The sequence below is a fragment of the Lentzea pudingi genome (assembly GCF_014646255.1).
Lineage (GTDB): Bacteria > Actinomycetota > Actinomycetes > Mycobacteriales > Pseudonocardiaceae > Lentzea > Lentzea pudingi.
Genome location: NZ_BMNC01000002.1, coordinates 393,017 through 417,530 on the forward strand (window position 1 = coordinate 393,017; position 24,514 = coordinate 417,530).

The following is a 24,514-nucleotide window of genomic DNA, read 5'->3' on the forward strand; positions in this document are numbered from 1 at the left end:
TCGATCCGCAGGGCATCTGGGGGCGAGATGTCGATCTTGCCAGCAGCGCACAACCTTGTAGATCCATCTCGAACATGACCTGACAGAGGGGTGTCATGGCGATCAGTCATGCGCGCAGAACCACGTCGACGCTGCTCAGCGCCGCGTTGGCGGCGTCTGCGCTGACGCTCGTGCAGTCGGCTCCTGCCGCTGTCGCGGCGGAGACCATTCAGTGCAAGAGCTCGTCGACTATTTACACAGGATTGCCGGACAAATGGTTCCGCGCCTATCCGCACTCCGAGCCGGAAACGGGTGCCGCGCAGTGGGACCCGACCGTCATCGGACCCCAGGTGATTGACGCGACAATGGTCGCCGGGCCGGACGGCATCATCTACACGGTGCACGACGGGAAGCTGGAGAAGCGGCGCTGGAACGGCGCTTCCTTCGACAACAACAGCCCCGAGGTGATTCAGGTCCCCTGGGCCGGGTGGAACAACACGCCCGCCCGCTACCGCATCTCGGTCGACGCGAAGGGCGATTTCTACAAGGTCGACGACGCCGGCACGCTCACGTGGGCTCGCTACAACGCGTCGACGCTGACCTGGTCCGAGCGGGTCCTCGACACCGGGTGGGGCAAGTACGACCAGGTCTTCACCTCGGGTGAGGGTGTGATCTGGGCGCGCAATCCGGATGAGATGAACGGCCGGTTGTACCGCTACGTCTACCACGCCGATTCGCAGCGCTGGCTGCAATACGGCAAAGCGGACGGAGCGGGCTGGAACATTTACCACCGCCTCATCGGCGTCGGTGCCGACGTGATCTACGGATTCACGAAGGACGGCGTCGGTTTCGGCGGCAACGACCCGGCCAGCAAGCCCAACCAGGTCATCTGGTACCGCTACGCCGCGGAGACGAACACCTGGCAGGGCGGCAACTACATGGGCTGGGGCTGGAACCCGGCCTGGAAGATCATCGGCGCGCCTGACTCGTGCAAGTGGGTCGGCGGCACCGTGCCCCAGCGTCCCGGCCTGACCGAGGGTGACAACCGCGCCACCAGCCTCGTGCAGACCTCCGACGGCCGCGTGCACCACCTGTGGGTGGACGGCCAGGGCGGTCTCGTCCACGCCCGGCAGCGCGACCTGGTCGACCCGACCGCGGCCGACCTGAGCACCGTTCCCCAGTCGCAGAACCTCACCGGTGGCGCCTCGCTCGCCGCGCAGGAGGACGGCCGCCTGCTCGGCCTCGGCGCCGGCACCAACTCGTCGATCCTGAGCTCGCTCGAGCCCACCAAGGACGCGAACTTCCCCGTGGGCAAGGACTTCGGTGGCTTCACCGCCTCCTCGCCGACCGTGGTGAAGGGCAAGGACAACCTGCTCTCGGCGTTCATCGTCGACGGCAACGGTGACGTCTGGACCCGCGGTCAGAACGCGGCCAACGCCGAACTACGCCCGTGGGTGAAGGGTCAGGTCTCGTTCCCCGGCACGACGCCGGGCCCGACGCCGAAGTTCGCGGCCCGCGCTGTGACCGCCGTCGCCGACAACGGCGCGATCGTGGTGATCGCGTCCGACGTGAACGGCCAGCCGTGGGTGGCCAACTACTACGGCAACGGCAACTTCATCGGCGGTTGGGCCGCCCTCGGCCAGCCGCAGGGCACCACCCTGGCCTCCGCTGCCTCGGCCGCGCTGACTCGTGACGGCACGATCCAGCTCGCCGCCCGCGGCACCGACGGCAAGATCTACACCAAGCGCCAGGCCACCGACGGCACCTGGACCGGCGCATGGGTCAAGATCCACGACCGCACGTTCCTCGGCCAGCCCGCGATCCTGACCTCCACCGGCGGCACGACGTTCGTGGCCGCGCGCGCCACGGACAACTACGTCTACGAGACGGGCACCACCACGCCGGGCGGTGCGATCTTCCGCACCTGGAACCTGGTGCGCGGCAGCGACTTCCCCGAGCCGTCCGCCACCGACCCCGGTGTCGTCGCGATGTCCAACGGCAATTGGGTCCTGAGCTACCGCAACGAGTTCGGCGAGGTCCTCATCGCGTACGCGACGACCTCGGGTTCGTCGATCGCGGCCCGCACGGCGTCCGCGGACGCACCGGCGACCAAGACGCCGATGTTCACCGTCAAGAAGACCAAGCGGTAGAAGGGACTTCGTCATGATCCGCAAGCTCGTCACGCTCTTCGCCGCCTGCGCCGCGACCGTCGTGCTGGCCCAGCCGGCCTCCGCGATCGTCAACCCGGTGGAGATCAGCTTCAAGAACGTCCACTCCGGCCTGTGCATGGACGTTCTCGGCTTCAACCAGGCCGACTCCGCCCCTGTCGTCCAGTGGGACTGCAACGGCGCGGACAACCAGAAGTTCACGCTGGAGAAGAGGGGCGACAACGAGCACGCCCTGAAGATCAAGTTCAACGGCAAGTGCCTCGACCAGCCGAGCAACCTCGCCGACAACATCCAGGTCACGGTCTTCCCGTGCCACTACAACGCGAACCAGCTCTGGTTCATCGAGCGGCTCCCGAACGTCCCCGACCAGTTCACGCTGCGCAACAAGCACACGAACAAGTGCCTGGAGAACGGCATCCAGACGGTCAAGCAGAAGCCGATCTTCCAGTTCCAGTGCCACCAGGACACGAACCAGCGCTGGATCTGAGTCCCATCACGAGAAAGCCCCTCCCCGGAGCGTCTGGCGGGGAGGGGCTTCGTGCACCGTGAGGTCGCTCAGCACCACTTCGGCTTGTTGTACTCGGCGATGCCCTTGAGCCGGTTGTACTCGAAGGACCGCGTCTCGCCGAACGGGATGCTCTTGCAGTCCGGGTCGAAGCCGCGCGAGACGTCGATGCTCGCCTTGCGCTTCGTCGCGTGGCAGTTCAGCAGCGTGACGATGCCGCTGCCGCCGAAGTTCGCGTCCTTCTCGCCCATGAAGTAGAGCTTCTGCTGCCGTCCGGTGCACGGGCGGTCGGCGCTGGCCGGCGCGGCGGCGAGAGTCATGAAACCGGCGGCCATCGTCAGGCCGAGCACCACGGACGCCACTCGCTTGATCTGTCGCATGCGAACTCCTCGCTAGGTCGAATGTGGACAGACTTCGCGAAAGCCCTGACAAATCACTGACGACCCTTAGCATCCCGAAATGGACAACCACGTCGGACGTGCGCAACGCGAAACGGCCGCCCCACCGAGGTGGGACGGCCGTCCGGTCGTGAGCGGAAGTGCTCAACCCTTGCGCTTCTTGACGTCCTCGGTCAGCTGCGGCGCGACGTTGAACAGGTCGCCCACGACACCGAAGTCGGCGATCTCGAAGATCGGGGCCTCGGGGTCCTTGTTGACCGCGACGATCGTCTTCGAGGTCTGCATGCCCGCACGGTGCTGAATGGCACCGGAGATGCCCAGCGCCACGTACAGCTGCGGCGAGACCGTCTTGCCGGTCTGGCCCACCTGGAACTGGTGCGGGTAGTAGCCGGAGTCGACGGCGGCGCGCGAGGCACCGACGGCGGCACCGAGCGAGTCGGCGAGCTCCTCGACGACGGAGAACTTCTCGGCCGAGCCGACGCCGCGGCCACCGGAGACGACGACCGAGGCCTCGGTCAGCTCCGGGCGGTCGCCGCCGACGACGGACTCACGCGAGGTGATGCGGGCGGACTTGGCGGCGTCCACGGAGATGGAGACCGACTCGTCCAGCGTGGCGTCCGCCGCGGACTCCTCGGCCTCGACGCCGCCGGGGCGGACGGTGATGACCGGGATGCCCTTGCTGACCTTCGCCTTGACGACGAACGCGCCACCGAAGATGGACTGCACGCCGGTGCCGTCGGCCTCGACGTCCACGACGTCGACCAGCCAGCCGGAGTCGATGCGCACGGCGAGACGGCCAGCGACCTCCTTGCCCTCGATCGTCGCGGAGACGAGCACCGCGGACGCGTTCGGGGCGAGCGCGGCCAGCGCGTCGACCTTCGGGGTCGTGAGGAAGCCGGCGGCGTCGTCGGACTCGACCGCGTAGACCTTCGCGGCGCCGTACTTGCCGAGCGACTCGCGGATCTTCGACGCGGTGCCGGGTGCGCCCACGACCACGGCGGCCGGGGTGCCCAGACGGCGCGCGGCCGTCAGCAGCTCGTAGCTGACCTTCTTGACCTCGCCGTCGACGTGGTCGACCAGTACCAGGACTTCAGACATGTTCTCCCCTCCCTCAGATGAGCTTCTGGCCGACGAGGAACTCGGCGATCTTGGACCCGCCGTCGCCACCGTCCTCGACGCGCTGACCCGCGCTGCGCGGCGGCTTCGGGGAAGCCTCCTGCACCTGGGTGTACGCGCCGGACAGGCCGACCTCGGACGCGTCGATGCCCAGGTCCGCCACGGTGAGCGTGGAGACGGGCTTCTTCTTCGCGGCCATGATGCCCTTGAAGGACGGGTAACGCGGCTCGTTGATCTTCTCGGTCACCGAGACCACGGCCGGGAGCGAGGCCTCGAGGAACGCGACGCCCTCGTCGGTCTCGCGCTCGCCCTTGATCGTGGAGCCCTCGACCGTGACCTTGCGCAGCTGGGTGACCTGCGGCAGGCCGAGCAGCTCGGCGATGATGGCCGGAACCGCACCCGCGCGACCGTCGGTGGCCTCGTTGCCCGCGACGACCAGGTCGACGTTCTCGACCGTGCCGATCGCCTTCGCGAGGACCTTCGCCGTCGCCAGCGAGTCCGAGCCGTGCAGCGCCTCGTCACTGACGTGGATCGCCTTGTCCGCACCCATCGACAACGCCTTGCGGATGGCGTCGGTGGCGCGGTCGGGACCCATCGCGATCACGGTCACCTCGCCGCCGTGGGCTTCCTTCAGCTGAAGGGCCTCTTCGACGGCGCGCTCGTTGATCTCGTCGAGCACGGCATCCGCGGATTCGCGGTCAAGGGTGTGGTCGGCGTCGGTGAGCTTGCGCTCGGACCAGGTGTCAGGCACCTGCTTGACCAGGACAACAATGTTCATAGGTCCTCTTCGACCTCCTGCGGACGGGCGGCGACGCTTGCGCGGAGGACTCTAGAACTGCGCCGCCGGGAGTTCACGACCCTGCCATCACCCGGATGTTACCCGCCAGTAGCACCCCTGCAAACAGGAGCAAGCACCCCGCTAGCGTGACAGTTATCACCCGTTAACGCCACCATTTGAGACCTACCCCATTCGAGGGACTAGGCTGCGCCGACATGTACCGGCGAGTAGCGATCGTGACAGACTCCACCGCTTGTCTCCCGGCGCAGCTGACTGATCAACTCGGCATCGAGGTGGTGCAGATCCAGGTCCGGATCGGCGACCACACCGAGGACGAGTCCCGCATCCCGGTGCCCGACCTGGTCTCGGCCATGCGCTCGAACGTGCCCGTCGCGACGATCCCGCCCGACGTGGGCGCGTTCGTGCGGACGTACAACGAGATGGCGGCACAGGGCGTGCGCACGATCGTCTCCATCCACGTGTCGAGCCGCCAGTCGGCGACCGTGGAGGCGGCCCGTGAAGCAGCCGCGCAGGTCCGCGTGCCCGTGCACGTCATCGACACGCACACCTGCGGGATGAGCATCGGCTACGCCGTCCAGGCCGCCGGCAAGCTGGCCGAGGCGGGCGGCAGCGTGGAGAAGGTGCTCGCGACCGCGCAGCGCCGCTTCGACAGGTCGACCGAGCTGATCTACGTCGACACCCTCGAGTACCTGCGCCGCGGCGGCCGCATCGGCGCCGCCGCCGCACTGGTCGGCGGGGTGCTGTCGATGAAGCCGCTGCTGACCATGGCCGACGGCCAGATCACGCCGCTGGACAAGGTGATCGGCGCCGACCGCGCGCTCAACCGGATGATCGACATCGCGATCAAGCGCGCGGGCACCGACACCGTGGACGTCGCCGTCGAGCACTTCGACGCCGAGGAGAAGGCCTCGCGACTGCTGCGCACGTTGCGGCGCAAGGTTCCGAACGTCCGCCAGTTCATGTTGACGCAGGTCAGCTCGGCCATCGGCGCCCACGTGGGCCCGGGTGCGTTGGGGATCACCGTTTCACCGGTGTGAATCCGGGAACTCCAGGTGCGGTTTCGTCCGTTGAAACGGGCGTAACGGACACCTGGAGGACCAATGGCCGGCTTCATGGACAAGATCACCAGGTTCCTGCGCAGCCCGCAGGGCCACAAGCTGCAGATGAAGGCAAGGCAGATGGCGCAGGACCCGCGCAAGCGCGCGCAGGCCGAACAGCTTCTGCGCAAGTTCAAGGGCAAGAAGCACTAGCTCCTGCTGAACAAGGCGTTGAGGTCGCCGTACGCGATGCCGCCCTCAACGCTGTCGTACGTGCCTTTGGCCAGCATCTCCTCCGCTGCCCGCCTGGCGACGGCGTAGGCGGCCTCGGCCACCGCAGAGCCGAGGCTGACCCGCGCCACGCCCGCCTTCGCGAACTCGGCGACGGCGGGCGCGCCGGGCCCCACGAGGACGTTCAGCGGCGCGTCGATGTTCTTCGCCAGCTCCGCGGCAGTCTCCAGGTCGGTCACTCCGGGCACGAAGATGCCGCTCGCACCGGCCTCGATGAACTGCGCAGCGCGCGTGAGCGTGCGCTCCAGCCGGGTCTCCGGGTCGCCGACACCACGCAGGAACGTGTCGATGCGCGCGTTGACGTACAACTCCGGCGCGGCCTCGTGCGCCGCCACATACCGCTCGACCTGCTCCGCGACGTCCCGCTGACCGGCCCCGAGCCCGTCCTCGATGTTGACGCCGGACGCCCCCGCCTCCGCGACCGCACGCACCGTCTCGGCCACCTCGTTCGCCGTGGCGCCGAACCCGGTCTCGATGTCCGCGCTCACCGGGATGCCCACGGCGTTCACGATCCTGGCGACGAGGTCGACGGCCCGATCCCGCGCGATGTGGTCGCCGTCCGCGGCACCGAGACTCCACGCCACACCGGCGCTCGTCGTGGCGACTGCTTTGGCGCCGGCGGCCTCGACGACCAGTGCCGAGGCGACGTCCCAGGCGTTGGGGAGGGCCAGCGGGCCGGGGCGGTGGAGGGCGTGGAAGAGCCGGGTGCGATCCGTGGCGGAAGTCATGATCGATTGATATCAGCCGGTGCCGCCGGTGTTCCGGCGGTTTTCGGACAGGAACCGATGAGTTTCCGACATGACCCGAGTTCGGTCAGTTGCTGCCCGCCTTGCGGCGCACCTCTTCGAACGTCCGCAGGTAGCGCTGGCGGAAGTCCTCGCGTTCCACCCACGTCGTGTGTTCCACGGGCTGGGGGGAGGCGGGCGGCGGGAGCTCGGGAGTGTCGGTGCTCGCCGCTACTGTTGGTTCGGGGGCTTCGGGTTCCCCCAAGGGGGGATCGAGGTCCCCATCCCAATCGTATCCAGCAGCACCGACAGTGCTGGGTTCCGAAGCTGCTTCGGGTTCTGGGGCGGGCTCGGGCTCGAAGAGCCGCTCGGGCTTCGCGACAGACCTGCGCTCCGCGGCTGGCGCGGGCTGCGCGGCCGCGTCGGGCTCCGCGACAGGCGCGGGCTGCACGACGACCTTGAGGTCCGCAACCGGCTCGGGCTCCGCAACCGGCTCGGGCATCGCGACAGACCTGCACTCCGCGACAGACGCGGGCTGCGCAACGACGTTGGGCTCCGCGACAGGCGCAGGCTGCGCAACGACGTTGGGCTCCGCGACACGCGCGGGCTGCGCGACGACCTTGAGTTCCGCAACCACCTTCGGCTGCGCGACCGGCTCCGCCAGCACCGCCAGCGCCGGCTCCAGCTGCGGCAGCCCCACCACCGGGTTGCGGTGGATCGGTCTCGTGTCGTAGTCGTCGTTCACCGGCTCGACCGCCGCGGGCTTCGACACCCACGTCCGCTCGTCCGGCGCCGCCGCTGCCGACTCGGAGGCGTCGCCTGACGCGGCGTCCTCTCGGCGCCGCACCAGCACGTACATCAGGGCCGCCCCCAACGTGAAGGACAGCACGCACAGCCCGAAGACGATCCCGACTGCCCCTGCCATGGCGAAGGCTCCTAGTTGACGAGGACGTCGATCTGAGGTCCGAAGTCCGAGGGCGGGCCCCAGGTGGGGTCCACGATCACGCGGGTGGCGACGACCCTGTCCACGCCCTGCTCGGCGAGGTACTGGCGGAGCAGGCCCGCTCGTTCCATCGCGAGGACGTCGCAGCGGTGTGACGCCGTCTCGCCGTTCCACGCGTGCGCGATCAGCGTCACCGAGCCGGTGGCGTTGCGCAGCACGCTCGCGAGGGACCGGCGCACGTCCTCGCCGCGGCCCACCAGGGAGGCGGTGCCCGGCGCGAACGTGATGCCCTTGACGGAGTGCGACGTGAACAGCTCTCGCACCGCCTGCTGGGCGACGGTCGCGGACAGCAGCATCGGGGCGGCCGGTTCCATTCGCAGTGGTGCCACGAAGTCGGAGACCGGGACCGGGCCCGCGAGCACGGCCGGTGCGGCGGGCGACGACGACAGCGCCGTCTCCAGTTCCTTGCCGTAGACGGAGAAACCGAACGCTGTCACCGAGGCCGGGACCATCAGTGCGCCCACTAGCAGCGGGACCCAGCGCTTCACGACGCGGCCACCTGCTGTTCCGGGATGAGCACCGGCGTCACGCGTTCGGCGGCCACGGACAGCGCGGCGCGGGCGGCGGACAGTTGCGAGTGGACGACGCGCTTGAGCTCGTGCAGTTCGTCGGTGCGGTCGGCGACCTCGGCCAGGCGGCGTTGGGCTTCGCGGCACGCCATCTTCACGACGAACTCCGAGCGCGCTCTCGCCAGCGCCTCCTGCTCCTGCAGGTGTTGCGCGGCCTCGTTGCGGCGCCGGGTCATCGTGAGCTCGAAGAACTGCTGGGCCTTCTCGCGCTTGCGTTCGGAGTCGGCCTCGATCGAGTTGCACTGCAGCGCGGTCTCCCGCAGCAGCATGTCCGCGTCGGCCTGGGCCTGTTCGACGGCCTCGGCGCACTCGCGCTCCACCTCGTCGGCGCGCTGGCGGTGCTGCGCTTCGAGGTCGGTGCAGCGGCGTTCCATCTCGAGCTCACGTCGTTCCATCGCGGCGGCGCGGGTGGCGCAGTCCTGACGGGACGCGTAGAGCTCGGACTCGGCCTCCGCGCGCATGGCGGCGGACTCGCGTTCGGCCTCGGCGCGCAGCGCGGCCATCTCGGCGTCGGTGCGCTCGCGGAGGTCGGTGCACTCGCGCTCGGCCTGCAGGTGCATCTCCGCCGTCTCGTCCTCGGCGAGGCGGAGCATGCGGTGCATCCGTTCCGTGGCGCTCGCGTGCGAACCCGAGGTGGTCTCCAGGCGCTCGATCCTGGCGCGCGCCTCCTCCAGGTCCTGGCGCGTCATTTCCAGCAGCTTGCGCAAATCGGCCGCCTGCGCCAGTGCCTCGGCCCGGTCGAGACTCGTGAAGCGCAGCTGCTCCTCGAGATTCTCGATGTGCTCGATGACCTGACGTCGATGAAAACCTCGGTACACAACGTCGAAACCGGCGTGCAGCGGAACTAGTTCCTGCTCTTTTGCACCCATGGTCACCTACTCACTCAACCGGGCTGAAGATTGTGCGAGCTTACCCACGGCCGGTGAGGCCAACCAGCGTCGAAAGTGGACGGACAGCCATGATGTAACACTTGGAATATTGGCTGTTTCCTGCACAAACACGGCGTCCCTAGATCAACACCAAACAACGTCCAGTCACCCGATTGTGTCAACTGGGGCGCCATTCCGCGTGTTCACTCCGTGCGTTCGCCGTGCACGGAAAGCGACCGCCCAGACCTAGATCACACGAATTGCCTTCCATCGGTCGTGGCTACTTCGATCACCCTTCGTTAACCTTCTCGTTCGTGTCCTCACGAGTAGCCGTCGTCACCGACTCGACCGCGTCACTCCCGGCCCGTCTGGCGGACCGGTTCAACATCATCACGGTCCCGATGCAGCTCAAGATCGGGTCGGAGCTGATCGACGAGGCGTACGTGCCGACCGACAGGCTGCTGCAGGCGATGGAGGCGCAGATCCCCATCACGACGCAGCCGCCGGCACCGGACGCGTTCTTCTGGGCCTACCAGGACGCGTGGGCCAAGGGCGCGGAGACGATCATCTCGGTGCACGTGACGCCGAAGCTCTCCCCCGCGACGGACGCGGCGAAGGTGGCCGCCGCGAAGTCGCGCGTGCCGGTGTTCATCGTGGACTCGCACTCGTCGGGCATGACGCTCGGCTTCGCTGCGCTCGCGGCCGCGCGGATAGTGCAGAGCGGCGGCAACGTGCAGAACGCGCGCGGTGTCGCCGAGCAGCGCGGCCGCGACGCCAACGTGCTCATCTACGTCGACACCCTGCACTACCTGCGCCAGGCCGGGCGGGTCAGCGCGGCGGCGAAGCTCTTCGGCGACGCGCTCTCGGTGAAGCCGCTGCTCACGGTCGTGGACGGCGAGGTGGAACCGTTCGACAAGGTCGTCGGCCGCGACCGGGCGCTGGCGAAGCTCGTGGACAAGGCCGTGGCACTCGCCTACGGCCGCAACGTGGACCTCGCGGTCGAGCACTTCGCGGCCGAGAAGGACGGCCACGAGCTGCTCCAGATGCTGCAGAAGCGGATCCCGCACGCCCGCGACGTCGTCCTGACGCAGGTCAGCGCGGCGATCGGCGCGAACGTGGGACCGGGCGCGCTCGCCGTCACCGTCTCGCCGTTCTGAGCCGCACCAGCCCTGGTCAGAGGTCCGCGACCTCCTCCGCGAGGAGCAGGCCCGGATGGAACCCCATCGGCGTGAAGTGCCCGGCGAGCTCGAGCGACAGCACGCCCTGCAGACGCGTCCAGAACGACAGCGCGCGGTGCACCGTGGGCGACGACGCAGGCAGCGTGCTCGCCCACCCGCGGTCCATGCCCAGGAAGAGGTCGAACGGGCTCTGCGGCGCGTCCTCCTCCGAACGGCAGACCTCCAGCAGCACCGCGAGGATCTCGTTCGAGATCGCGGTGATGTCGTCGGGCGCGTGGTAGCCGGGCACGGGCGTGCCGTAGATGAGCAGGTAGCGCTGCGGGTCGCTCAGCGCCCACTCCCTGATGACCGCAGCGAGTGCCACGACCGTGGTGCCGGCCTCGTGCGCGGCGCGGACCGTGTCGGCGAGGCTGCGGTAGGCGTCCCGGATGAGCGCGGTGATCAGCTCGTCGCGCCCGGCGAAGTACCGGTAGAGCGCGGGCCCGCTCATGCCCATCTCCTTGGCGATGGCGTTGAGTGACAACGCTGTCACCCCCGCCGAGGCGATCTGCTCCCACGCGTGCCGCTTGATCTCGTCGCGTACCTGGGCCCGGTAACGCTCGCGCGGCTTCTGCACCGACTCTGCCGTCATGGTTAGACCCTCTCACATTCGTTATTGACACTCACGTCGGCTTCAGCTTAGCTTCTGCATGTCACAACTGTTAGACCCTCTAACTTCAGCAAGTCTAACTAACGAACGAAGGAGCGTGTCATGACCACGACAACCCCCGGGACGACCAGCCCGAACTCCCCCCGCCCGTCGAAGTCCGTCCTGGTGGCGGCCTGGGCCGCGCCCGTGATGGTGATCGGCAAGTTCGGCCTGCTGTCCGGCATCCCGATCGCCGTCGTGCTCGTCGCGAGCCTGCGCAAGGGCCGGTCCAAGGCGCTGCGCTGGTGGTCGGGAGCGCTGACGCTGGCCTACGCGACGCCGTTGACGATGTGGCTCGCCGGGCCGAGCCAGGCGCCGAGCCTGTCCAAGTACATGGACACCACGACGACCGCGGCCCTCGCCGCCGCCGGGGTCGCCACCGCCATCGCGCACCAGGTAGTTCGCAGGCGGTCTACTCACAAGTAACCTGGCGGGCGTGACCCTCCCCCTGACCGGCGAACGCACGGTGCCCGGTATCGCGGAAGAGAACTACTGGTTCCGGCGCCACGAGGCGGCATATCTGCACCTCATCGGCCACTGCGCGGACTCCGTCGTGCTGGAGGCGGGCTGCGGCGAGGGCTACGGCGCGCAGCTGATCCGCACGGTGGCGCGCCGGGTGATCGCCCTCGACTACGACGAGCTGACCTCCCGGCACGTGTCGCGCGCGTACCCGCAGCTCGACGTGCTGCGCGGCAACCTCGCCACCCTGCCGCTGCGCGACGGCAGCGTCGACGTCGTGGCGAACCTGCAGGTCATCGAGCACCTGTGGGACCAGGAGGGATTCCTCGCGGAGTGCCTGCGGGTGTTGCGTCCCGGTGGGAAGCTCATCGTCACGACGCCGAACAGGATCACCTTCTCGCCCGGCCAGGACACGCCGCTGAACCCGTTCCACACCAGGGAACTCGCACCGTCCGAACTGGACGAGATGCTGCGCGGCGCAGGTTTTCGCGTTGACGAACTGACGGGACTGCGTCACGGACGGAGGCTTGACACGCTCCTGAACGGACAGATCATCAACGCACAGGTCGAAGTCGCCCTGTCCGGTGCGCCGTGGCCGGCCGAGCTCAAGGAGGCTGTGGAGTCGGTGACGGTGGAGGACTTCGACATCACCGGAGACGACATGGACGGCTGCCTCGACCTCGTGGCCGTGGCGGTGCGCCCGTGACCCAGCGCGGCACGACGGGGGCGTCCGAGGGCACGTTCTGCCTGGTCCTGCACAGCCACCTGCCCTGGCTCGCGCACCACGGCGCGTGGCCGGTCGGCGAGGAGTGGCTCTACCAGGCGTGGGCGCACTCCTACCTGCCCATCGTGGACATGCTGCGCCGGTTCGCCGACGAGGGCCGTCAGGACGTCCTGACGCTCGGCGTCACCCCGGTCCTGGCCGCGCAGCTGGACGACCCGTACTGCCTGCGCGGCATGCACGACTGGCTCGGCAACTGGCACCTGCGCTCACACTTCGCCGGGGAACGGCTGCCGGAGCTGTCCGCCTACGAGCACCGGGCGTCCTCGTGGGCGCTCGACCGGTTCGAAAGCCAGTGGCGGCACGGGTTCTCGCCGGTCCTGCGGTCCCTTGTGGACTCCTCGACGATCGAGCTGCTCGGCGGCCCCGCCACGCACCCGTTCCAGCCGTTGCTGGACCCCCGGGTCCGGGCTTTCGCGCTGCGGACCGGCCTGGACGACACCGCGCTGCGCGTCGGCCGTGCGCCGGAGGGGATCTGGGCGCCGGAGTGCGGTTACTCGCCCGGCATGGAGGCGGGCTACGCGGCGGCGGGCGTCCGGAGGTTCATGGTCGACGGGCCCGCGCTGCACGGCGACACGTCGTCCGCGCACCCCGTCGGGTCGTCGGACGTGCTGGCGTTCGGGCGTGATCTCGAGGTCTCGTACCGCGTCTGGTCGCCGAAGGTCGGCTATCCGGGCGATGCCGCGTACCGGGATTTTCACACCTACGATCACCCGACGGGCCTCAAGCCGTCGCGCGTGACGGGCAAGAACGTGGCGCCGGAGGACAAGCGGCCCTACGACCCGTTGCTGGCGCGTGAGGCTCTCGACCGGCACGTGGCCGATTTCGTGGAGACGGTCGTGCGGCGGTTGCGTGCGATCGACGGCGGGCTGGTCGTGGCGGCCTACGACACCGAGCTGTACGGCCACTGGTGGCACGAAGGTCCGTTGTGGCTGGAGGCCGTGCTGCGCGCGTTGCCGGAGGCGGGCGTGCGCGTGACGACGCTGCGGGGCGCGGTCGAGGCCGGGCACGTGGGTGCGCCGGTCGAGCTGCCGGCGTCGTCGTGGGGCAGCGGCAAGGACTGGCGCGTGTGGGACGGCGCGCAGGTGTCGGACATCGTCTCGCTGAACGAGTCGGTGCAGAAAGAGCTGCTGGGACTGGACTTCTCCGCGCGGGCGAGGAACCCGGTGCTGGACCAGGCGGTGCGCGAGGCGCTGCTGGCGTTGTCGAGCGACTGGGCCTTCATGGTCACCAAGGACTCGGCCGCCGACTACGCCCGGTACCGCGCGAAGATTCACAGCGATCGGTTCAGCGAGCTCGCGGCGTTGGCGCGAAGCGGTCGTGGACAGGCGAGGGCGGCGGAGCTCCGCGCGGCGGACGGCCCGTTCGGGCATCTGGACGCGCGAGGAATGGGGTAACGGGATGCGCGTGCTGATGTTGTCGTGGGAGTACCCGCCGGTGGTCGTCGGCGGGCTGGGCAGGCACGTCCACGCGCTCGCGACACAGCTGGCCGCGCAGGGGCACGACGTCGTCGTGCTGTGCCGGCAGCCCTCCGGCACCGACGCGGTCACGCACCCCACCACCGACCTGGTGAGCGAGGGCGTGCGGCTGGTCCGCGTGGCCGAGGACCCCGCGCACTTCGTGTTCGAGAAGGACCTCCTGGCCTGGACGCTCGCGATGGGCCACGCGATGACACGCGCCGGGCTGGCGCTGGGGTCGTGGCGTCCGGACGTCATCCACGCGCACGACTGGCTCGTCGCGCACCCGGCCGTCGCGCTGGCCGAGGCGTTCCGCGTGCCGCTGGTCGCCACGATCCACGCGACCGAGGCCGGTCGTCACTCCGGCTGGCTCTCGCACCCGCTGAACCAGCAGGTGCACTCGGTGGAGTGGTGGCTGGCGAACCGCGCCGACTCGCTGATCACCTGCTCGTCGGCGATGCGCGGCGAGGCCGGGCATCTGTTCGAAGTGGACACCGCCGACGTCTCCGTGCTGCACAACGGCATCGAGCCGAACGGCTGGAAGGTGCGCGCGAAGGACGTCGGCGCGGCTCGGCGCACGTACTCGCCGCACGGTGATCCGCTGCTGCTCTTCTTCGGCCGGATCGAGTGGGAGAAGGGCATCCAGGACCTGATCGCCGCACTCCCCCGGATCCGCCGCTTCCACCGCGGCACGCGCGTCGTCGTGGCCGGAGGCGGTTCGCAGACCGAGTGGCTGCAGGACCAGGCGCGCAAACACCGCGTGCTGCGGGCCGTCGAGTTCGTCGGCCACCTGCCCGACCGGTCCCTGGCGGCGTTGCTCACCGCGGCCGACGCCGTCGTGCTCCCGTCGCGCTACGAACCTTTCGGCATCGTGGCCCTGGAGGCCGCGGCCGCCGGAACGCCCCTGGTCGCGTCGACCGCGGGCGGGCTCGGCGAGGTCGTGCTGGACGGTGTCACCGGACTGTCGTTCGCCCCCGGCGACGTGGACGGACTAGCCCGCGCCGTGCGGGACGTGCTGTCGGACCCGACCTCGGCCGCCACCCGTGCGCGCGCCGCCAAGGCACGTCTGGTCACCGACTTCAACTGGGCCACGATCGCCGCCGGCACCGCGGCCGTCTACGCGGCGGCTGTCGTGCGCGAGCCACGGGTCCTGGGCCGCCCCAAGATCGCGACGGGAAATCTGTTCACCTAGGTCCGCTACAGTCGCCGGTCCCGTTAACAACTGGTGACCGAGGACTTAATGACATACCAACGCTTCGTGGCTCTCGGAGACAGCTGCACCGAGGGCCTGGACGACCTGCTCCCCGACGGCCGGTACCGCGGCTGGGCGGACCGGGTCGCGTCCGCACTGGACGCGCCGGGCTTCCGCTACGCCAACCTCGGCGTGCGCGGCCGCCGCCTCGACCAGATGCTGGTGGAACAGGTCCCGTCCGCTCGGGCGCTGGAACCCGACCTCGTCGTGCTCTTCGGCGGCGGCAACGACGTGATGTCCAACGCGACGCTGGAGCAGATCGCCTCACGCGCAGACGCGATGGTGCGCGCCGTGACGTCGTTCGCGCCGACCGTCGCCGTCTTCACGTTGAGCGACATCTCGCACCGCATGCCGTTCGGCCGGCGCATGCGTCCCCGCATCGACACGTTGAACACGGCGATGCGCATTGCTTCGGAGCGTTACGGCGCGGTGCTGGTCGACGTGGAGGCCGACGAGTGCGTGCACGACTCGCGCTACTTCGGCCCCGACCGCCTGCACCTGTCGTCGTTGGGGCACAGGCGGTTGGCCGGACACGTGCTGTCGCGGCTGGGCATCCCGTTCGATCCCGCCTGGCTGATGCCGTTGGAGGGCGCGGCCGCTCGGGCTTCTGTTGTCGACCACTGGCGGTGGTTGCGGGATCAGGTGTTGCCGGTGGCGTACACGCGGACGCGGAACAAGCTCATCGGTCGGCAGCCGGGTGACGGGTTCGTGCCCAAGCGCCCGCAGCTCGCGCCGCTGACCTGGCCGCAGCGCGTAGCTCGCTGACTTCCTTCGCGTACGCGTGCGGGTTGCCCTTGATGTTCAACGGGAACCTGGCGGACTGGAGCAGCTCGTGTTCGAGCAGCTCCGGTTCCTGCCGGGCAACGCACGCGACGCGTCCGTGTTCCGCGAGCCATTCGCTCACCGCGGATTCCTGGTCGCCGAACGTCAGCCGCGACCCCACCTGCCGCAACGGCAGGCTGAGGTGGCAGCCGAGGGTGAGGCGCAGCGTGGATCCGGACGCGTTGCCACGGAAGTGGTTGCGCAGCCTGGATCTCAACGTCCGCTTGGCCGTCGCGATGCCGACGTACAGCGCGAAACCGTGCTCGGTCTCCCAGCAGCCGTCCGTCGGCACCCGCGGTGGCGCCACGTCGAAGAACCACACGTAGACGCCGGGCTCCTTCGGCGCCTCCGTCCGGTCGGCAGCGCTGTAGACGCGGTCGTAGGAGATCACGGCTGGCTCTCCACCGACCTGTCCAGCGCCTCTTTGGCCTTGCGGGCCATGTCCGCGATGTCCGCCCGCCGCTGCGCATCGGCCTCGTAGTCGGCACGCCGGTCCCGCACCACCCGGGCCGGCATCCCGACCGCGATCTTGAAGTCCGGGATGTCCCCGCGCACGATGGCATGCGCGCCGAGCACGCACCCACGCCCGACGCGAGTCCCGCGCAGCACCGTCACCTTGGCGCCGAGCCAGCAGTCCGGCCCGATCCGCACCGGCGACTTCACGATGCCCTGGTCCTTGATGGGCAGCGTGATGTCCTCGACCTTGTGGTCGAAGTCGCAGATGTACACCCAGTCGGCGACCAGCGACGACGCGCCGATCTCGATGTCGAGGTAGCAGTTGACCGTGTTGTCCTTGCCGAACACGACCTTGTCGCCGATGCGCAGCGAACCCTCGTGGCAGCGGATGGCGTTGCCGTCGCCGATGTGCACCCAGCGGCCGATCTCGAGGCGGCCGAAGCCGGGGCGGGCCATCACCTCGACCCGCTTGCCGAAGAACACCATGCCGCGCAGCACGACGTGCGGGTTGAGCAGGCGGAACTTCAGCAGCCGCCAATACCGCACGAGGTACCAGGGGGTGTAGGCGCGGTGGCGGAGCACCCAGCGCAGGGAGGCCGTCGTGAGGAACCGCGCCTGCATCGGGTCACGGCGCGACCTGCGCCAGCGCGTCCAGACCGGTGCGCCCCACATGGAAGTCATGGACGAAGACTTTAACTTCAGGCGGCCGGCACGCCCGAGTCCCGGCGTGCGTTGGGCGGTGCGGGACGTTGCCGAGGTCGGCGCTGAGGCACCCTAGGGGCATGGCGACTCCTCTCATCATCGACACCGACCCCGGCGTCGACGACGCGTTCGCGATCGCGCTCGCTGCCCGCAGTCCCGAGGTCGAGCTCGTGGGGCTGACCACGGTGTTCGGCAACGTCGGGCTCGAGCTCACGACGGCCAACGCGTTGCGGCTGCTCGCTCACCTCGGGCGCACCGACGTGCCGGTGGTCAAGGGGTCGCAGGGGCCCGGTGGCGCCGCGGACGTGCACGGCGCGGACGGGCTCGGCGGGCAGGCGCTCTCGTTGCCGGAGAACCCCGAGGGGATCAAAAGCGAGGACCCGATCCGGTTCTTCGCGGACAACCTCACGCCGGACACCGTCGTCGCGGCGATCGGGCCGCTCACCAACATCGCCGACGCGCTGGACGCCGGCATCGAGTTCCCCCGGCTGATCGTCATGGGTGGCGGGCTCGGCATCGGCAACATGACGGTCCGGGCCGAGTTCAACTTCTGGGCCGACGCCAAGGCCGCGCGCACGGTGATCCGCAAGGGCAACCCGATCATCGTGCCGCTCAACCTGACGCAGCGGTGCATCGCGGACACCGAGTTCCTCGCGAACGTCGACCCGGTGCTCAGCAACCTCACCGGCACCTATCGGGAGTACCTCGCGCGGCACTCCGAGCAGAACATGTCCGGGCGTGAGGAGGGCATCCTCGTCCACGACGCCGTCGCGGTGGCCGAGGCGATCGTTCCCGGCTCGCTCGACCTCAGGACGCACGGCCTCGACATCGACGACGAGGGTGCGCTCGTCGAGGGAAAGCACCAGGTAGAGGTCGCGGAAGACTGCGATTGGCCCGCGCTGAGGGCCTTCATGGAGCAGCGCTTGTCCGTTTGACGACAACTTCGTGTCGCTCTCTGGGGTTGCGCGGGCACGGTAAGTAGGGTCCGCGACCATGCAGCGAAGAGTCCTCACGACAGCTGCGGTGGCGGCGGCCATGACGTTCGGAGTAGTGGTCCCTGCCTCCGCTCAGCCCCAGATCCAGGTGGTGCCCGATCCGGCGGCCCACGTGAACCCGTTCATCGGCACGACCAACCTCGGGAACACCTTTCCCGGCGCGGTCGTGCCGTTCGGCATGTTCTCCTTCAGCCCGGAGGCCAGTCGCGGCAACACCCTGCGCGCCGCGGCTCCCGGCGGTTACCGGTACGACGCCACGAAGATCCGCGGCTTCAGCCTCACCCACATGTCGGGCACGGGCTGCGCGGGCGGCAGCGGTGACATCCCGATCTTCCCGCACGTCGGGACCGTCACGACCAGCCCGACGACGGACGCGACCGACGCCGTCTACGCCAGCGACTTCGCGCACGCGGACGAGGTGGCCAAGCCCGGCCGCTACGACGTGACGCTCAAGTCCGGCGCCAAGGCCGAGCTGTCCGCCACCGAACGCACCGGTGCGGCGCGGTTCAGCTTCCCCGCCGACAAGCCGGCGACGGTGCTGATCAACACCTCCAAGTCGCAGGTCGGCAGCAGTGACGCGCAGACCGTGGTCGACAAGGACAAGCGGACCATCACCGGCTCCGTGACCAGCGGGAACTTCTGCGGCTACATCAACCAGGCCGGCCGCCGCAGCTACTACACGCTGCACTTCGTGGCGGAGTTCGACCAGGACTTCACTGACGTCGGCACGTACCAGGACAACGTTGTCACGCCCGGAAGCACGTCCTCGAAGGGCGGCACGACCTACGGGACGAACGGCTGGCCGGTGCTCGGCAAGGGTTCCGGCGCCTACCTCGGGTTCGCGCCCGGCAGCCAGGTCGGTGTGAAGGTCGGCATCTCCTACGTCAGCCTGGAGAACGCCAAGCAGAACCTCGCGGCCGAGAACAAGGGCCAGTCCATCGAGGACATGAGGGACAACGCGTACATCGCGTGGCAGAAGCAGCTCAAGCGCATCGAGGTCGGCGGCGGCTCCGATGACGAGCGGACCAAGTTCTACACCGCGCTGTACCACTCGCTGTTGCACCCCAACCTGTACAGCGACGTCAACGGCGAGTACGCCGGGTTCGACGGCAAGACCCACAAGATCGACAAACGCCGGCAGAAGGCCCAGTACGGCACGTTCTCCGGCTGGGACATCTACCGCTCGCAGCTGCAGCTGCTCACCATGCTCGAACCGCAGATCGGCTCGGACATCGCGCAGTCGCTGCTCAACCAGGCCGAGCAGAACAACGGCGTGTGGGACCGCTGGACGCACAACGGCGGCGGCACCCACGTCATGAACGGTGACCCGGCGCCGATCGCGCTCGCGGCGATCTCAGCGTTCGGCGGCGACAAGTACGACCTCAAGTCGTCCCTGAAGTCCTTGGTCAAGGCCGCGACCGTGCCCACGGCGCTGGACCTGAGCAAGGAAGGCTGGGCCGTCATGTCGGTCGGGCAGCGGCCGTCGCTCGACAAGTACCTGCGGCACAAGTACATGCCGGCCGTGTCGAACGCCTGGGGTGGCGCGGCGGAGACGCTGGAGATCTCCGCCGCCGACTTCGCGATCAGCCAGCTCGCCGAACGCGCCGGCGAGAAGAAGACCGCGAAGACGTTCGCCGAACGCGCGCAGTGGTGGCAGAACAACTTCGACCCGGTCGCCGACAGCACCGGCGGCTACATCCGCAACCGCAACGCCGACGGCACGTGGGTCAAGGACTTCACGCCCGACACCGGCAACGGGTTCGTCGAGGGCAGCAGCGCCCAGTACACGTGGATGGTCACGCACAACGTCGCCGGGCTCGTCGACTCGCTGGGCGGCCGTGAGCGCGCCAACAAGCGGCTGGACGACTTCTTCCACAACGCCGACGGCACCTGGGCGTTGACGGGACGCGGTGGCGCGAAGTCCGAACTGGACAACGAGCCGTCGGTGAACGTGCCGTGGCTCTACAACTACACCGGCCAGCCCGCCAAGGCGCAGGAGACGCTGCGCGAGACCGTCAACACGCTGTGGAAGAACGCTCCCGGCGGCATCCCCGGCAACGACGACCTCGGCGCCATGTCGTCGTGGTTCGTGTTCACCAGCATGGGCATCTACCCGCAGGTGCCGTCGCGCGCCGAGCTGGTGCTGAGCAGCCCGCTGTTCACGTCGGTGAAGATCAACCGCGGTGGCGGCAAGGACATCACGATCAACGCTCCGCAGGCGAACACCGCCACGAAGTACGTGCAGTCGTTGAAGGTCAACGGCAGGGCGACCTCCAAGACCTGGCTGCCCGAGTCGTTCGTGGAACGCGGCGGCAAGCTCGACTTCGTGCTGGGCAAGGCCCCTTCCGCCTGGGGCACGGGCGCGAACGACGCCCCGCCGTCGTTCCGCGACGGCGAGAAGCCGATCAAGCACGACCAGCCGTACTTCCTGACGGTCGAACCGCGCCAGCTCGTGGTGGAACCCGGCAGGTCGGTCACGGCGAAGGTCAACTCGGTCAAGCTGTACGACGGTGACCCGAAGGCGACCTACACGATCACCGGACCGGAGGCGCTGACCTTCACGCCCACCACCGGTGCCGTGCCTTCGGAGTTCACGGTCACGGCCAAGCCCGATACGCCACAAGGCTTCTACGACATCACCGTGACGGTGAACGTCGAGGGAGCGTCGAAACCGGTCGTGCTGCCGCAGATCGTGAAGGTCGCGCCGGCGGGCAGCCTGCTCGCCGCCGTGAACAACGTCGGTGCCTCGGCCGACGCCACCGGCGAGGGCGACTTCGACGGCGGCGGCTACAGCTACTCGCGGGAAGCGCTGGCCACGGCCGGTCTCCCGCCGGGCGGCACGGCCACCGTCGACGGCCTCACGTTCACCTGGCCGTCGTCGCCTCCCGGCCGGCCCGACAACGCGACCGCAGCCAAGCAAACCCTTGCCCTGTCCGGGACCAAGCTCTCCTTCATCGGCTCCGCGGCCAACGGGGCACGGACGAGGGCGGCCACGGTGACGTTCACGGACGGCACCACGGCGTTGGTGGACATCGGTTTCAGCGACTGGACGCTGGGCGGCGGCGGGGCGGCACCGAGCTTCGGCAACGTGGTCGTCGCGAACACGCCGTACCGCAACCAGTCGGGCGGCGGCAACGAGAAGGTCGCCACGCACATCTTCGCGACGAAGACGTACGTGGCTCCGGAGGGCAAGACGCTGGCGAGCGTCGTGCTCCCGGACGACGTCAACATGCACGTCTTCGCCGTGGCACTCGGGTAGTTCTCGTCCGGGGCGGCTCCGTTCTGCCAACGGAGCCGCTCCCGCGCGGGGATGATCCGGGAGTGACCGACATCGAGCAGCGGCTCATCACTGCGGCCCGCAACGGCGAGTGGCTGATGTGCGACGAGCCCGACACCGTGGTGCGCGCCGGGCTGATCAGGGAGCTGCTGCTCGGCCGTCACGGGGAACTGGACCCGCGCGGGGTGCGGCTGGGCGGCGCAAGGATCGACGGCCACCTGAACCTCGTCCGCGTCAAGGCCGCGGCAGGCCTCACCTTCAGCGACTGCGTGTTCGGCGAACCGATCGAGGCGCGCTCCGCGAGCTTGCCGCACCTGGCCTTCCACGGCGGTCGCGGCGCCGGGATCATGGCGGACGGTCTCCAGGTCGACGGCAGCCTGTTCCTCCGCAGGGGCACCCGGTTCTCGGGAGACGAGGCACGAGGCACGATCCGGCTGCTCGGTGCCCAGGTCGCGGGCGACCTCGACCTCGAAGGCGCGCACATCACGAACACCGCGGGCCCTGCGTTCAACGCGGCCGGCATCACGGTCGGCGGTCAGGTCCTGCTGCGGGACGGCATCCGGATCACCGGGAGCGGCGACGACGGAGCGCTCAACCTCGTCGGTGCCCATCTGGCCTCGAACTTCGACATGACGAAGACCGAGATCGGCAACGCCACCGGCCCGGCCCTGCTCATGGCCAACGCCGCAGTCGGCGGTTTCCTGTCCCTCGCGGACGGCAACCGCCTGTCCGGACACGGCTCCAACGGCACCCTGTGCCTCTCCAGCGCCCACATCTCCGGTCATGCCGAACTGACCGACACGAAGATCACCAACGCCGCCGGGAGCGCCCTGTTCGCCCACGGGGTCGAGGTCGGCGGAAACCTGTTGCTGCGCAAAGGGCTCTCCATCACCGGGCACGGCGAGAACGGCGCGCTCGAACTGTTCAACGCCACCATCGGGAACGTCCTCGAAACCGACGGCGCGGAGATCACGAACACCGCCGGTCCCGCGTTCAGCGCGAACCGCGCTCGCATCGGCGGCGCCCTGGCCCTGCTCGGCACGACCCGGCTCTCGTCCCGGGAGAAGGGCCCCGCGCTGAGCCTGACCGGAGCGCACGTCGCCGACAGGTTCGGCGGCGCGGACACGGTCGAGCTGAAGGTGCCGGAGCCGAACTCCTTGCTGGACCTGCGGAACATGGTGGTCGGCGTGGCGGTGAGGTTGCCGTCGGCGGTGTGCCCCGACCTCGGGCGCGGCACCACCTGCGGGCACAAAGCACTCGTGCGTCTGGACAACTTCACGTACGGGCACCTAGCGACGGGGTGGGACTGGGAGCGGTGGCTGCACGTGATCCGCTGCCACACCCCCGCGTACCACGCGTCCGCCTACCAACGGCTGGCCGCGGTCGAGCGTGCCGCCGGCCACGACGGCACCGTGCGCCGGATCCTCATGGCACAGCAGACCGATCTGCGGCGACGGAGTCCGCAGTCGTTGGGCGGCCCGATGACGCGGTGGTTCCACCGGATGTGGGGCGCGCTGGCCGGCTACGGCTACCGGGCGCGACGGACGGCGGCGGCGTTGCTGCTGGTCCTGGTCGCCGCCGGGGCGATCGGCTGGTGGGCCGGGCAGGTCCCGACCCGGCCCGGCCACTTGGCGGCCGAACGGGTCGCGACCGGGGCTCCCTGTTCCACGGTGGAGCTGGTCGGGCTCGGGCTCGATCGCGGGCTGCCGCTGGCCATGACCGGGATGCGGGCCCGCTGCGACCTGGACACGGCCTCGCGCAAGGGACAGGCGTTCACCGCGGCGATCTGGCTGGTGCAGCTCGCGGTGTGGGGGCTCGCGACGCTGGCGCTCGCCGGGTACACGAACCTGGTGCGCAAGCCGGGCTGAAGTCGCGACCCATAGGGTTGTGAGGTGTTCACGGTTTCCGAACGCGACCAGTTGCGCCGCGACCTCGTCAACGCCGCCGACGTCGACCCCCGCGTGGTCGGGGCCGCGCTGACCGGGTCGGCCGCGGTGGGCAGGGAAGATCGCTGGTCCGACATCGACTTCGCGTTGTCGGTCGAGCGGGACGTCGACGCGGTGGTGGTCGACTGGACGGCGTTGATGTACGCGTGCGGGGCGGTCGGGCATCTCGACGTGCGGCACGGGACGACGCTGTTCCGGGTGTTCTTGATGCGGTCGACGTTGCAGGTGGACATCGCGTTCTGGCCGTCGGAGGAGTTCGGGGCGACCGGGCCGACGTTCAAGCTGCTGTTCGGAGAGGTCAACGAGCTGCCGCAGTCGCAGCAGCCCGACCGCGAGCACCTCGTCGGGCTTGCCTGGCTGTACGCCTTGCACGCGCGGTCGTCCCTCGCGCGGGGGCGTGGCTGGCAGGCCATCCACATGATCAACGGGATGCGCGACCACGTGATGTCGTTGTGGTGCCTGCGCGAGGGCGTGAACGCGGTGCAGGGGCGGGGTCTGGACGACCTGCGGGACGCCGGGGCGTTCGCCGGGACGCTCGTGTCGTCGACGCATCCCGACGAGCTGGCGCGGGCGTTCCACGTGCTGACCGAGTTGCTGCTCGGGGAGATCAGTGAGCCTGAGCTGCGTGAGGCCGTGCGGGCGCTGTCTCCCGGAGCAGCAGCGCGGCCGTGATCAGGACGAGCACGGCTGCCGAGCCGTGCACGGCCAGGGCGTAGCCCACTGTGCCGCCGTGCGTCATCACGGCGATGCAGTCGCCGATCGGGATGATCGAGTCGGCCAGGACCACCCAGCCCAGGGCTCGGCGCTGGCCCATGAGCAGCAGGATCAGGGCAGTCAAGGCGTACGCGATGTCTCGCACGCCCTTCACCACGTAGTAGCCGGTCGGGTCGGCGATGCCGAAGCCCGCCGCCGCGCCGTCGCCGTTGAGCAGGTAGCTCAGGCCGAAGTAGAAGCCCGCCAGCACGACGAGCCACCCCATGATCGTGGTCAAACGCATTGCATCCTCCGGAAGGATCTAGCACTGCTAGCGACTAGAGCGACG

General features: G+C 69.2%; 25 protein-coding genes. 14 read left to right on the plus strand and 11 right to left on the minus strand.

Going from position 1 to position 24,514, the window contains the following annotated elements; translation table 11 throughout:
* The first annotated feature begins 95 nt into the window (after window positions 1–95).
* Entirely contained in the window at window positions 96–2,129 is a 2,034-nt protein-coding gene (locus IEY88_RS07730; protein WP_189153918.1) for a tachylectin-related carbohydrate-binding protein, read from the plus strand.
* A gap of 13 nt (window positions 2,130–2,142) precedes the next feature.
* Complete coding sequence (locus IEY88_RS07735) at window positions 2,143–2,634, plus strand: RICIN domain-containing protein (protein ID WP_189153919.1); 492 nt, start codon at window positions 2,143–2,145, stop codon at window positions 2,632–2,634.
* Between the two features lie 68 nt (window positions 2,635–2,702).
* On the opposite strand, the gene IEY88_RS07740 is transcribed toward IEY88_RS07735, so the two are convergent.
* The 3 genes from IEY88_RS07740 to IEY88_RS07750 form a co-directional block, all read right to left on the minus strand.
* On the minus strand, window positions 2,703–3,032 hold the full coding sequence (locus tag IEY88_RS07740) for a hypothetical protein (protein ID WP_143022527.1): 330 nt from the start codon (window positions 3,030–3,032) through the stop codon (window positions 2,703–2,705).
* 162 nt (window positions 3,033–3,194) lie between these two features.
* Window positions 3,195–4,148: an electron transfer flavoprotein subunit alpha/FixB family protein gene (locus IEY88_RS07745; RefSeq protein WP_189153920.1), complete on the minus strand. Its 954-nt coding sequence runs from the start codon at window positions 4,146–4,148 to the stop codon at window positions 3,195–3,197.
* Between the two features lie 13 nt (window positions 4,149–4,161).
* A complete protein-coding gene (locus IEY88_RS07750; protein WP_189153921.1) occupies window positions 4,162–4,944 on the minus strand; it encodes an electron transfer flavoprotein subunit beta/FixA family protein in 783 nt (260 codons plus the stop codon).
* A gap of 215 nt (window positions 4,945–5,159) precedes the next feature.
* Between IEY88_RS07750 and IEY88_RS07755 the strand changes: the two genes are divergently transcribed.
* The gene (locus IEY88_RS07755; protein ID WP_189153922.1) at window positions 5,160–6,002 is read left to right on the plus strand and encodes a DegV family protein; all 843 of its coding nucleotides are present in this window, start codon (window positions 5,160–5,162) and stop codon (window positions 6,000–6,002) included.
* 63 nt (window positions 6,003–6,065) lie between these two features.
* Window positions 6,066–6,215 (plus strand): hypothetical protein, encoded by a 150-nt coding sequence (locus tag IEY88_RS07760; protein WP_189153923.1) that lies wholly within the window; start codon window positions 6,066–6,068, stop codon window positions 6,213–6,215.
* Here IEY88_RS07760 and IEY88_RS07765 read toward each other — a convergent pair.
* The 4 genes from IEY88_RS07765 to IEY88_RS07780 all read right to left on the minus strand — a co-directional run bounded on the left by IEY88_RS07765 (window position 6,212) and on the right by IEY88_RS07780 (window position 9,459).
* The gene (locus tag IEY88_RS07765; RefSeq protein WP_189153924.1) at window positions 6,212–7,021 is read right to left on the minus strand and encodes an isocitrate lyase/PEP mutase family protein; all 810 of its coding nucleotides are present in this window, start codon (window positions 7,019–7,021) and stop codon (window positions 6,212–6,214) included. The genes IEY88_RS07760 and IEY88_RS07765 overlap by 4 nt on opposite strands.
* 85 nt (window positions 7,022–7,106) lie before the next feature.
* Entirely contained in the window at window positions 7,107–7,943 is an 837-nt protein-coding gene (locus tag IEY88_RS07770; protein WP_189153925.1) for a hypothetical protein, read from the minus strand.
* Between the two features lie 11 nt (window positions 7,944–7,954).
* Window positions 7,955–8,509: a hypothetical protein gene (locus IEY88_RS07775; RefSeq protein WP_189153926.1), complete on the minus strand. Its 555-nt coding sequence runs from the start codon at window positions 8,507–8,509 to the stop codon at window positions 7,955–7,957.
* A complete protein-coding gene (locus tag IEY88_RS07780; RefSeq protein WP_189153927.1) occupies window positions 8,506–9,459 on the minus strand; it encodes a coiled-coil domain-containing protein in 954 nt (317 codons plus the stop codon). Before IEY88_RS07780 ends, IEY88_RS07775 begins: the two co-directional genes overlap by 4 nt.
* A 314-nt stretch (window positions 9,460–9,773) precedes the next feature.
* On the opposite strand from IEY88_RS07780, the gene IEY88_RS07785 reads away from it, so the two are divergent.
* Window positions 9,774–10,616 carry a DegV family protein gene (locus IEY88_RS07785; RefSeq protein ID WP_189153928.1) on the plus strand — a complete coding sequence of 281 codons (843 nt, stop codon included), beginning with the start codon at window positions 9,774–9,776 and terminating at the stop codon, window positions 10,614–10,616.
* Between the two features lie 16 nt (window positions 10,617–10,632).
* On the opposite strand, the gene IEY88_RS07790 is transcribed toward IEY88_RS07785, so the two are convergent.
* Complete coding sequence (locus IEY88_RS07790) at window positions 10,633–11,268, minus strand: TetR/AcrR family transcriptional regulator (protein WP_189153929.1); 636 nt, start codon at window positions 11,266–11,268, stop codon at window positions 10,633–10,635.
* Window positions 11,269–11,388: 120 nt separating this feature from the next.
* On the opposite strand from IEY88_RS07790, the gene IEY88_RS07795 reads away from it, so the two are divergent.
* Genes IEY88_RS07795 through IEY88_RS07815 form a run of 5 tightly spaced genes read left to right on the plus strand, consistent with a single transcriptional unit; the run spans window position 11,389 to window position 16,039 of the window.
* A complete protein-coding gene (locus IEY88_RS07795) occupies window positions 11,389–11,751 on the plus strand; it encodes a hypothetical protein (RefSeq protein WP_189153930.1) in 363 nt (120 codons plus the stop codon).
* A 10-nt stretch (window positions 11,752–11,761) separates the two neighbouring features.
* Window positions 11,762–12,490 (plus strand): class I SAM-dependent methyltransferase, encoded by a 729-nt coding sequence (locus IEY88_RS07800; protein WP_229693171.1) that lies wholly within the window; start codon window positions 11,762–11,764, stop codon window positions 12,488–12,490.
* Complete coding sequence (locus tag IEY88_RS07805) at window positions 12,487–13,962, plus strand: 1,4-alpha-glucan branching protein domain-containing protein (RefSeq protein WP_189153931.1); 1,476 nt, start codon at window positions 12,487–12,489, stop codon at window positions 13,960–13,962. Before IEY88_RS07800 ends, IEY88_RS07805 begins: the two co-directional genes overlap by 4 nt.
* A gap of 4 nt (window positions 13,963–13,966) precedes the next feature.
* Window positions 13,967–15,214: a glycosyltransferase family 4 protein gene (locus tag IEY88_RS07810; protein WP_189153932.1), complete on the plus strand. Its 1,248-nt coding sequence runs from the start codon at window positions 13,967–13,969 to the stop codon at window positions 15,212–15,214.
* A 48-nt stretch (window positions 15,215–15,262) separates the two neighbouring features.
* A complete protein-coding gene (locus IEY88_RS07815; protein WP_189153933.1) occupies window positions 15,263–16,039 on the plus strand; it encodes an SGNH/GDSL hydrolase family protein in 777 nt (258 codons plus the stop codon).
* Here IEY88_RS07815 and IEY88_RS07820 read toward each other — a convergent pair.
* Together IEY88_RS07820 and IEY88_RS07825 are read right to left on the minus strand one after the other, a co-directional pair.
* Window positions 15,954–16,487 carry a GIY-YIG nuclease family protein gene (locus IEY88_RS07820; protein ID WP_189153934.1) on the minus strand — a complete coding sequence of 178 codons (534 nt, stop codon included), beginning with the start codon at window positions 16,485–16,487 and terminating at the stop codon, window positions 15,954–15,956. The two genes, IEY88_RS07815 and IEY88_RS07820, sit on opposite strands and share 86 nt — an antisense overlap.
* Window positions 16,484–17,233 (minus strand): acyltransferase, encoded by a 750-nt coding sequence (locus IEY88_RS07825; protein ID WP_189153935.1) that lies wholly within the window; start codon window positions 17,231–17,233, stop codon window positions 16,484–16,486. Before IEY88_RS07825 ends, IEY88_RS07820 begins: the two co-directional genes overlap by 4 nt.
* A 101-nt stretch (window positions 17,234–17,334) precedes the next feature.
* Between IEY88_RS07825 and IEY88_RS07830 the strand changes: the two genes are divergently transcribed.
* The 4 genes from IEY88_RS07830 (at window position 17,335) to IEY88_RS07845 (ending at window position 24,144) form a co-directional block, all read left to right on the plus strand.
* Entirely contained in the window at window positions 17,335–18,189 is an 855-nt protein-coding gene (locus tag IEY88_RS07830) for a nucleoside hydrolase (protein ID WP_189153936.1), read from the plus strand.
* A 58-nt stretch (window positions 18,190–18,247) separates the two neighbouring features.
* Entirely contained in the window at window positions 18,248–21,508 is a 3,261-nt protein-coding gene (locus tag IEY88_RS07835) for a GH92 family glycosyl hydrolase (RefSeq protein ID WP_189153937.1), read from the plus strand.
* Between the two features lie 62 nt (window positions 21,509–21,570).
* Entirely contained in the window at window positions 21,571–23,394 is a 1,824-nt protein-coding gene (locus IEY88_RS07840) for a hypothetical protein (RefSeq protein WP_189153938.1), read from the plus strand.
* Between the two features lie 24 nt (window positions 23,395–23,418).
* Window positions 23,419–24,144, plus strand: a complete 726-nt coding sequence (locus IEY88_RS07845; RefSeq protein ID WP_189153939.1) for a nucleotidyltransferase domain-containing protein — start codon at window positions 23,419–23,421, stop codon at window positions 24,142–24,144.
* Here IEY88_RS07845 and IEY88_RS07850 read toward each other — a convergent pair.
* Complete coding sequence (locus IEY88_RS07850; RefSeq protein ID WP_189153940.1) at window positions 24,080–24,469, minus strand: DUF4267 domain-containing protein; 390 nt, start codon at window positions 24,467–24,469, stop codon at window positions 24,080–24,082. The two genes, IEY88_RS07845 and IEY88_RS07850, sit on opposite strands and share 65 nt — an antisense overlap.
* Window positions 24,470–24,514 lie beyond the last annotated feature (45 nt).

Bases quoted from the DNA above. Each gene is read 5' to 3' on its own strand.
- IEY88_RS07750 (WP_189153921.1), bottom strand. From the start codon at position 4,944: ATGAACATTGTTGTCCTGGTCAAGCAGGTGCCTGACACCTGGTCCGAG.
- IEY88_RS07765 (WP_189153924.1), bottom strand. From the start codon at position 7,021: ATGACTTCCGCCACGGATCGCACCCGGCTCTTCCACGCCCTCCACCGC.
- IEY88_RS07735 (WP_189153919.1), top strand. From the start codon at position 2,143: ATGATCCGCAAGCTCGTCACGCTCTTCGCCGCCTGCGCCGCGACCGTC.
- IEY88_RS07835 (WP_189153937.1), top strand. From the start codon at position 18,248: ATGCAGCGAAGAGTCCTCACGACAGCTGCGGTGGCGGCGGCCATGACG.
- IEY88_RS07740 (WP_143022527.1), bottom strand. From the start codon at position 3,032: ATGCGACAGATCAAGCGAGTGGCGTCCGTGGTGCTCGGCCTGACGATG.
- IEY88_RS07770 (WP_189153925.1), bottom strand. From the start codon at position 7,943: ATGGCAGGGGCAGTCGGGATCGTCTTCGGGCTGTGCGTGCTGTCCTTC.
- IEY88_RS07745 (WP_189153920.1), bottom strand. From the start codon at position 4,148: ATGTCTGAAGTCCTGGTACTGGTCGACCACGTCGACGGCGAGGTCAAG.
- IEY88_RS07825 (WP_189153935.1), bottom strand. From the start codon at position 17,233: ATGACTTCCATGTGGGGCGCACCGGTCTGGACGCGCTGGCGCAGGTCG.
- IEY88_RS07755 (WP_189153922.1), top strand. From the start codon at position 5,160: ATGTACCGGCGAGTAGCGATCGTGACAGACTCCACCGCTTGTCTCCCG.
- IEY88_RS07790 (WP_189153929.1), bottom strand. From the start codon at position 11,268: ATGACGGCAGAGTCGGTGCAGAAGCCGCGCGAGCGTTACCGGGCCCAG.
- IEY88_RS07810 (WP_189153932.1), top strand. From the start codon at position 13,967: ATGCGCGTGCTGATGTTGTCGTGGGAGTACCCGCCGGTGGTCGTCGGC.
- IEY88_RS07795 (WP_189153930.1), top strand. From the start codon at position 11,389: ATGACCACGACAACCCCCGGGACGACCAGCCCGAACTCCCCCCGCCCG.
- IEY88_RS07815 (WP_189153933.1), top strand. From the start codon at position 15,263: ATGACATACCAACGCTTCGTGGCTCTCGGAGACAGCTGCACCGAGGGC.
- IEY88_RS07760 (WP_189153923.1), top strand. From the start codon at position 6,066: ATGGCCGGCTTCATGGACAAGATCACCAGGTTCCTGCGCAGCCCGCAG.
- IEY88_RS07850 (WP_189153940.1), bottom strand. From the start codon at position 24,469: ATGCGTTTGACCACGATCATGGGGTGGCTCGTCGTGCTGGCGGGCTTC.
- IEY88_RS07780 (WP_189153927.1), bottom strand. From the start codon at position 9,459: ATGGGTGCAAAAGAGCAGGAACTAGTTCCGCTGCACGCCGGTTTCGAC.
- IEY88_RS07730 (WP_189153918.1), top strand. From the start codon at position 96: ATGGCGATCAGTCATGCGCGCAGAACCACGTCGACGCTGCTCAGCGCC.
- IEY88_RS07830 (WP_189153936.1), top strand. From the start codon at position 17,335: ATGGCGACTCCTCTCATCATCGACACCGACCCCGGCGTCGACGACGCG.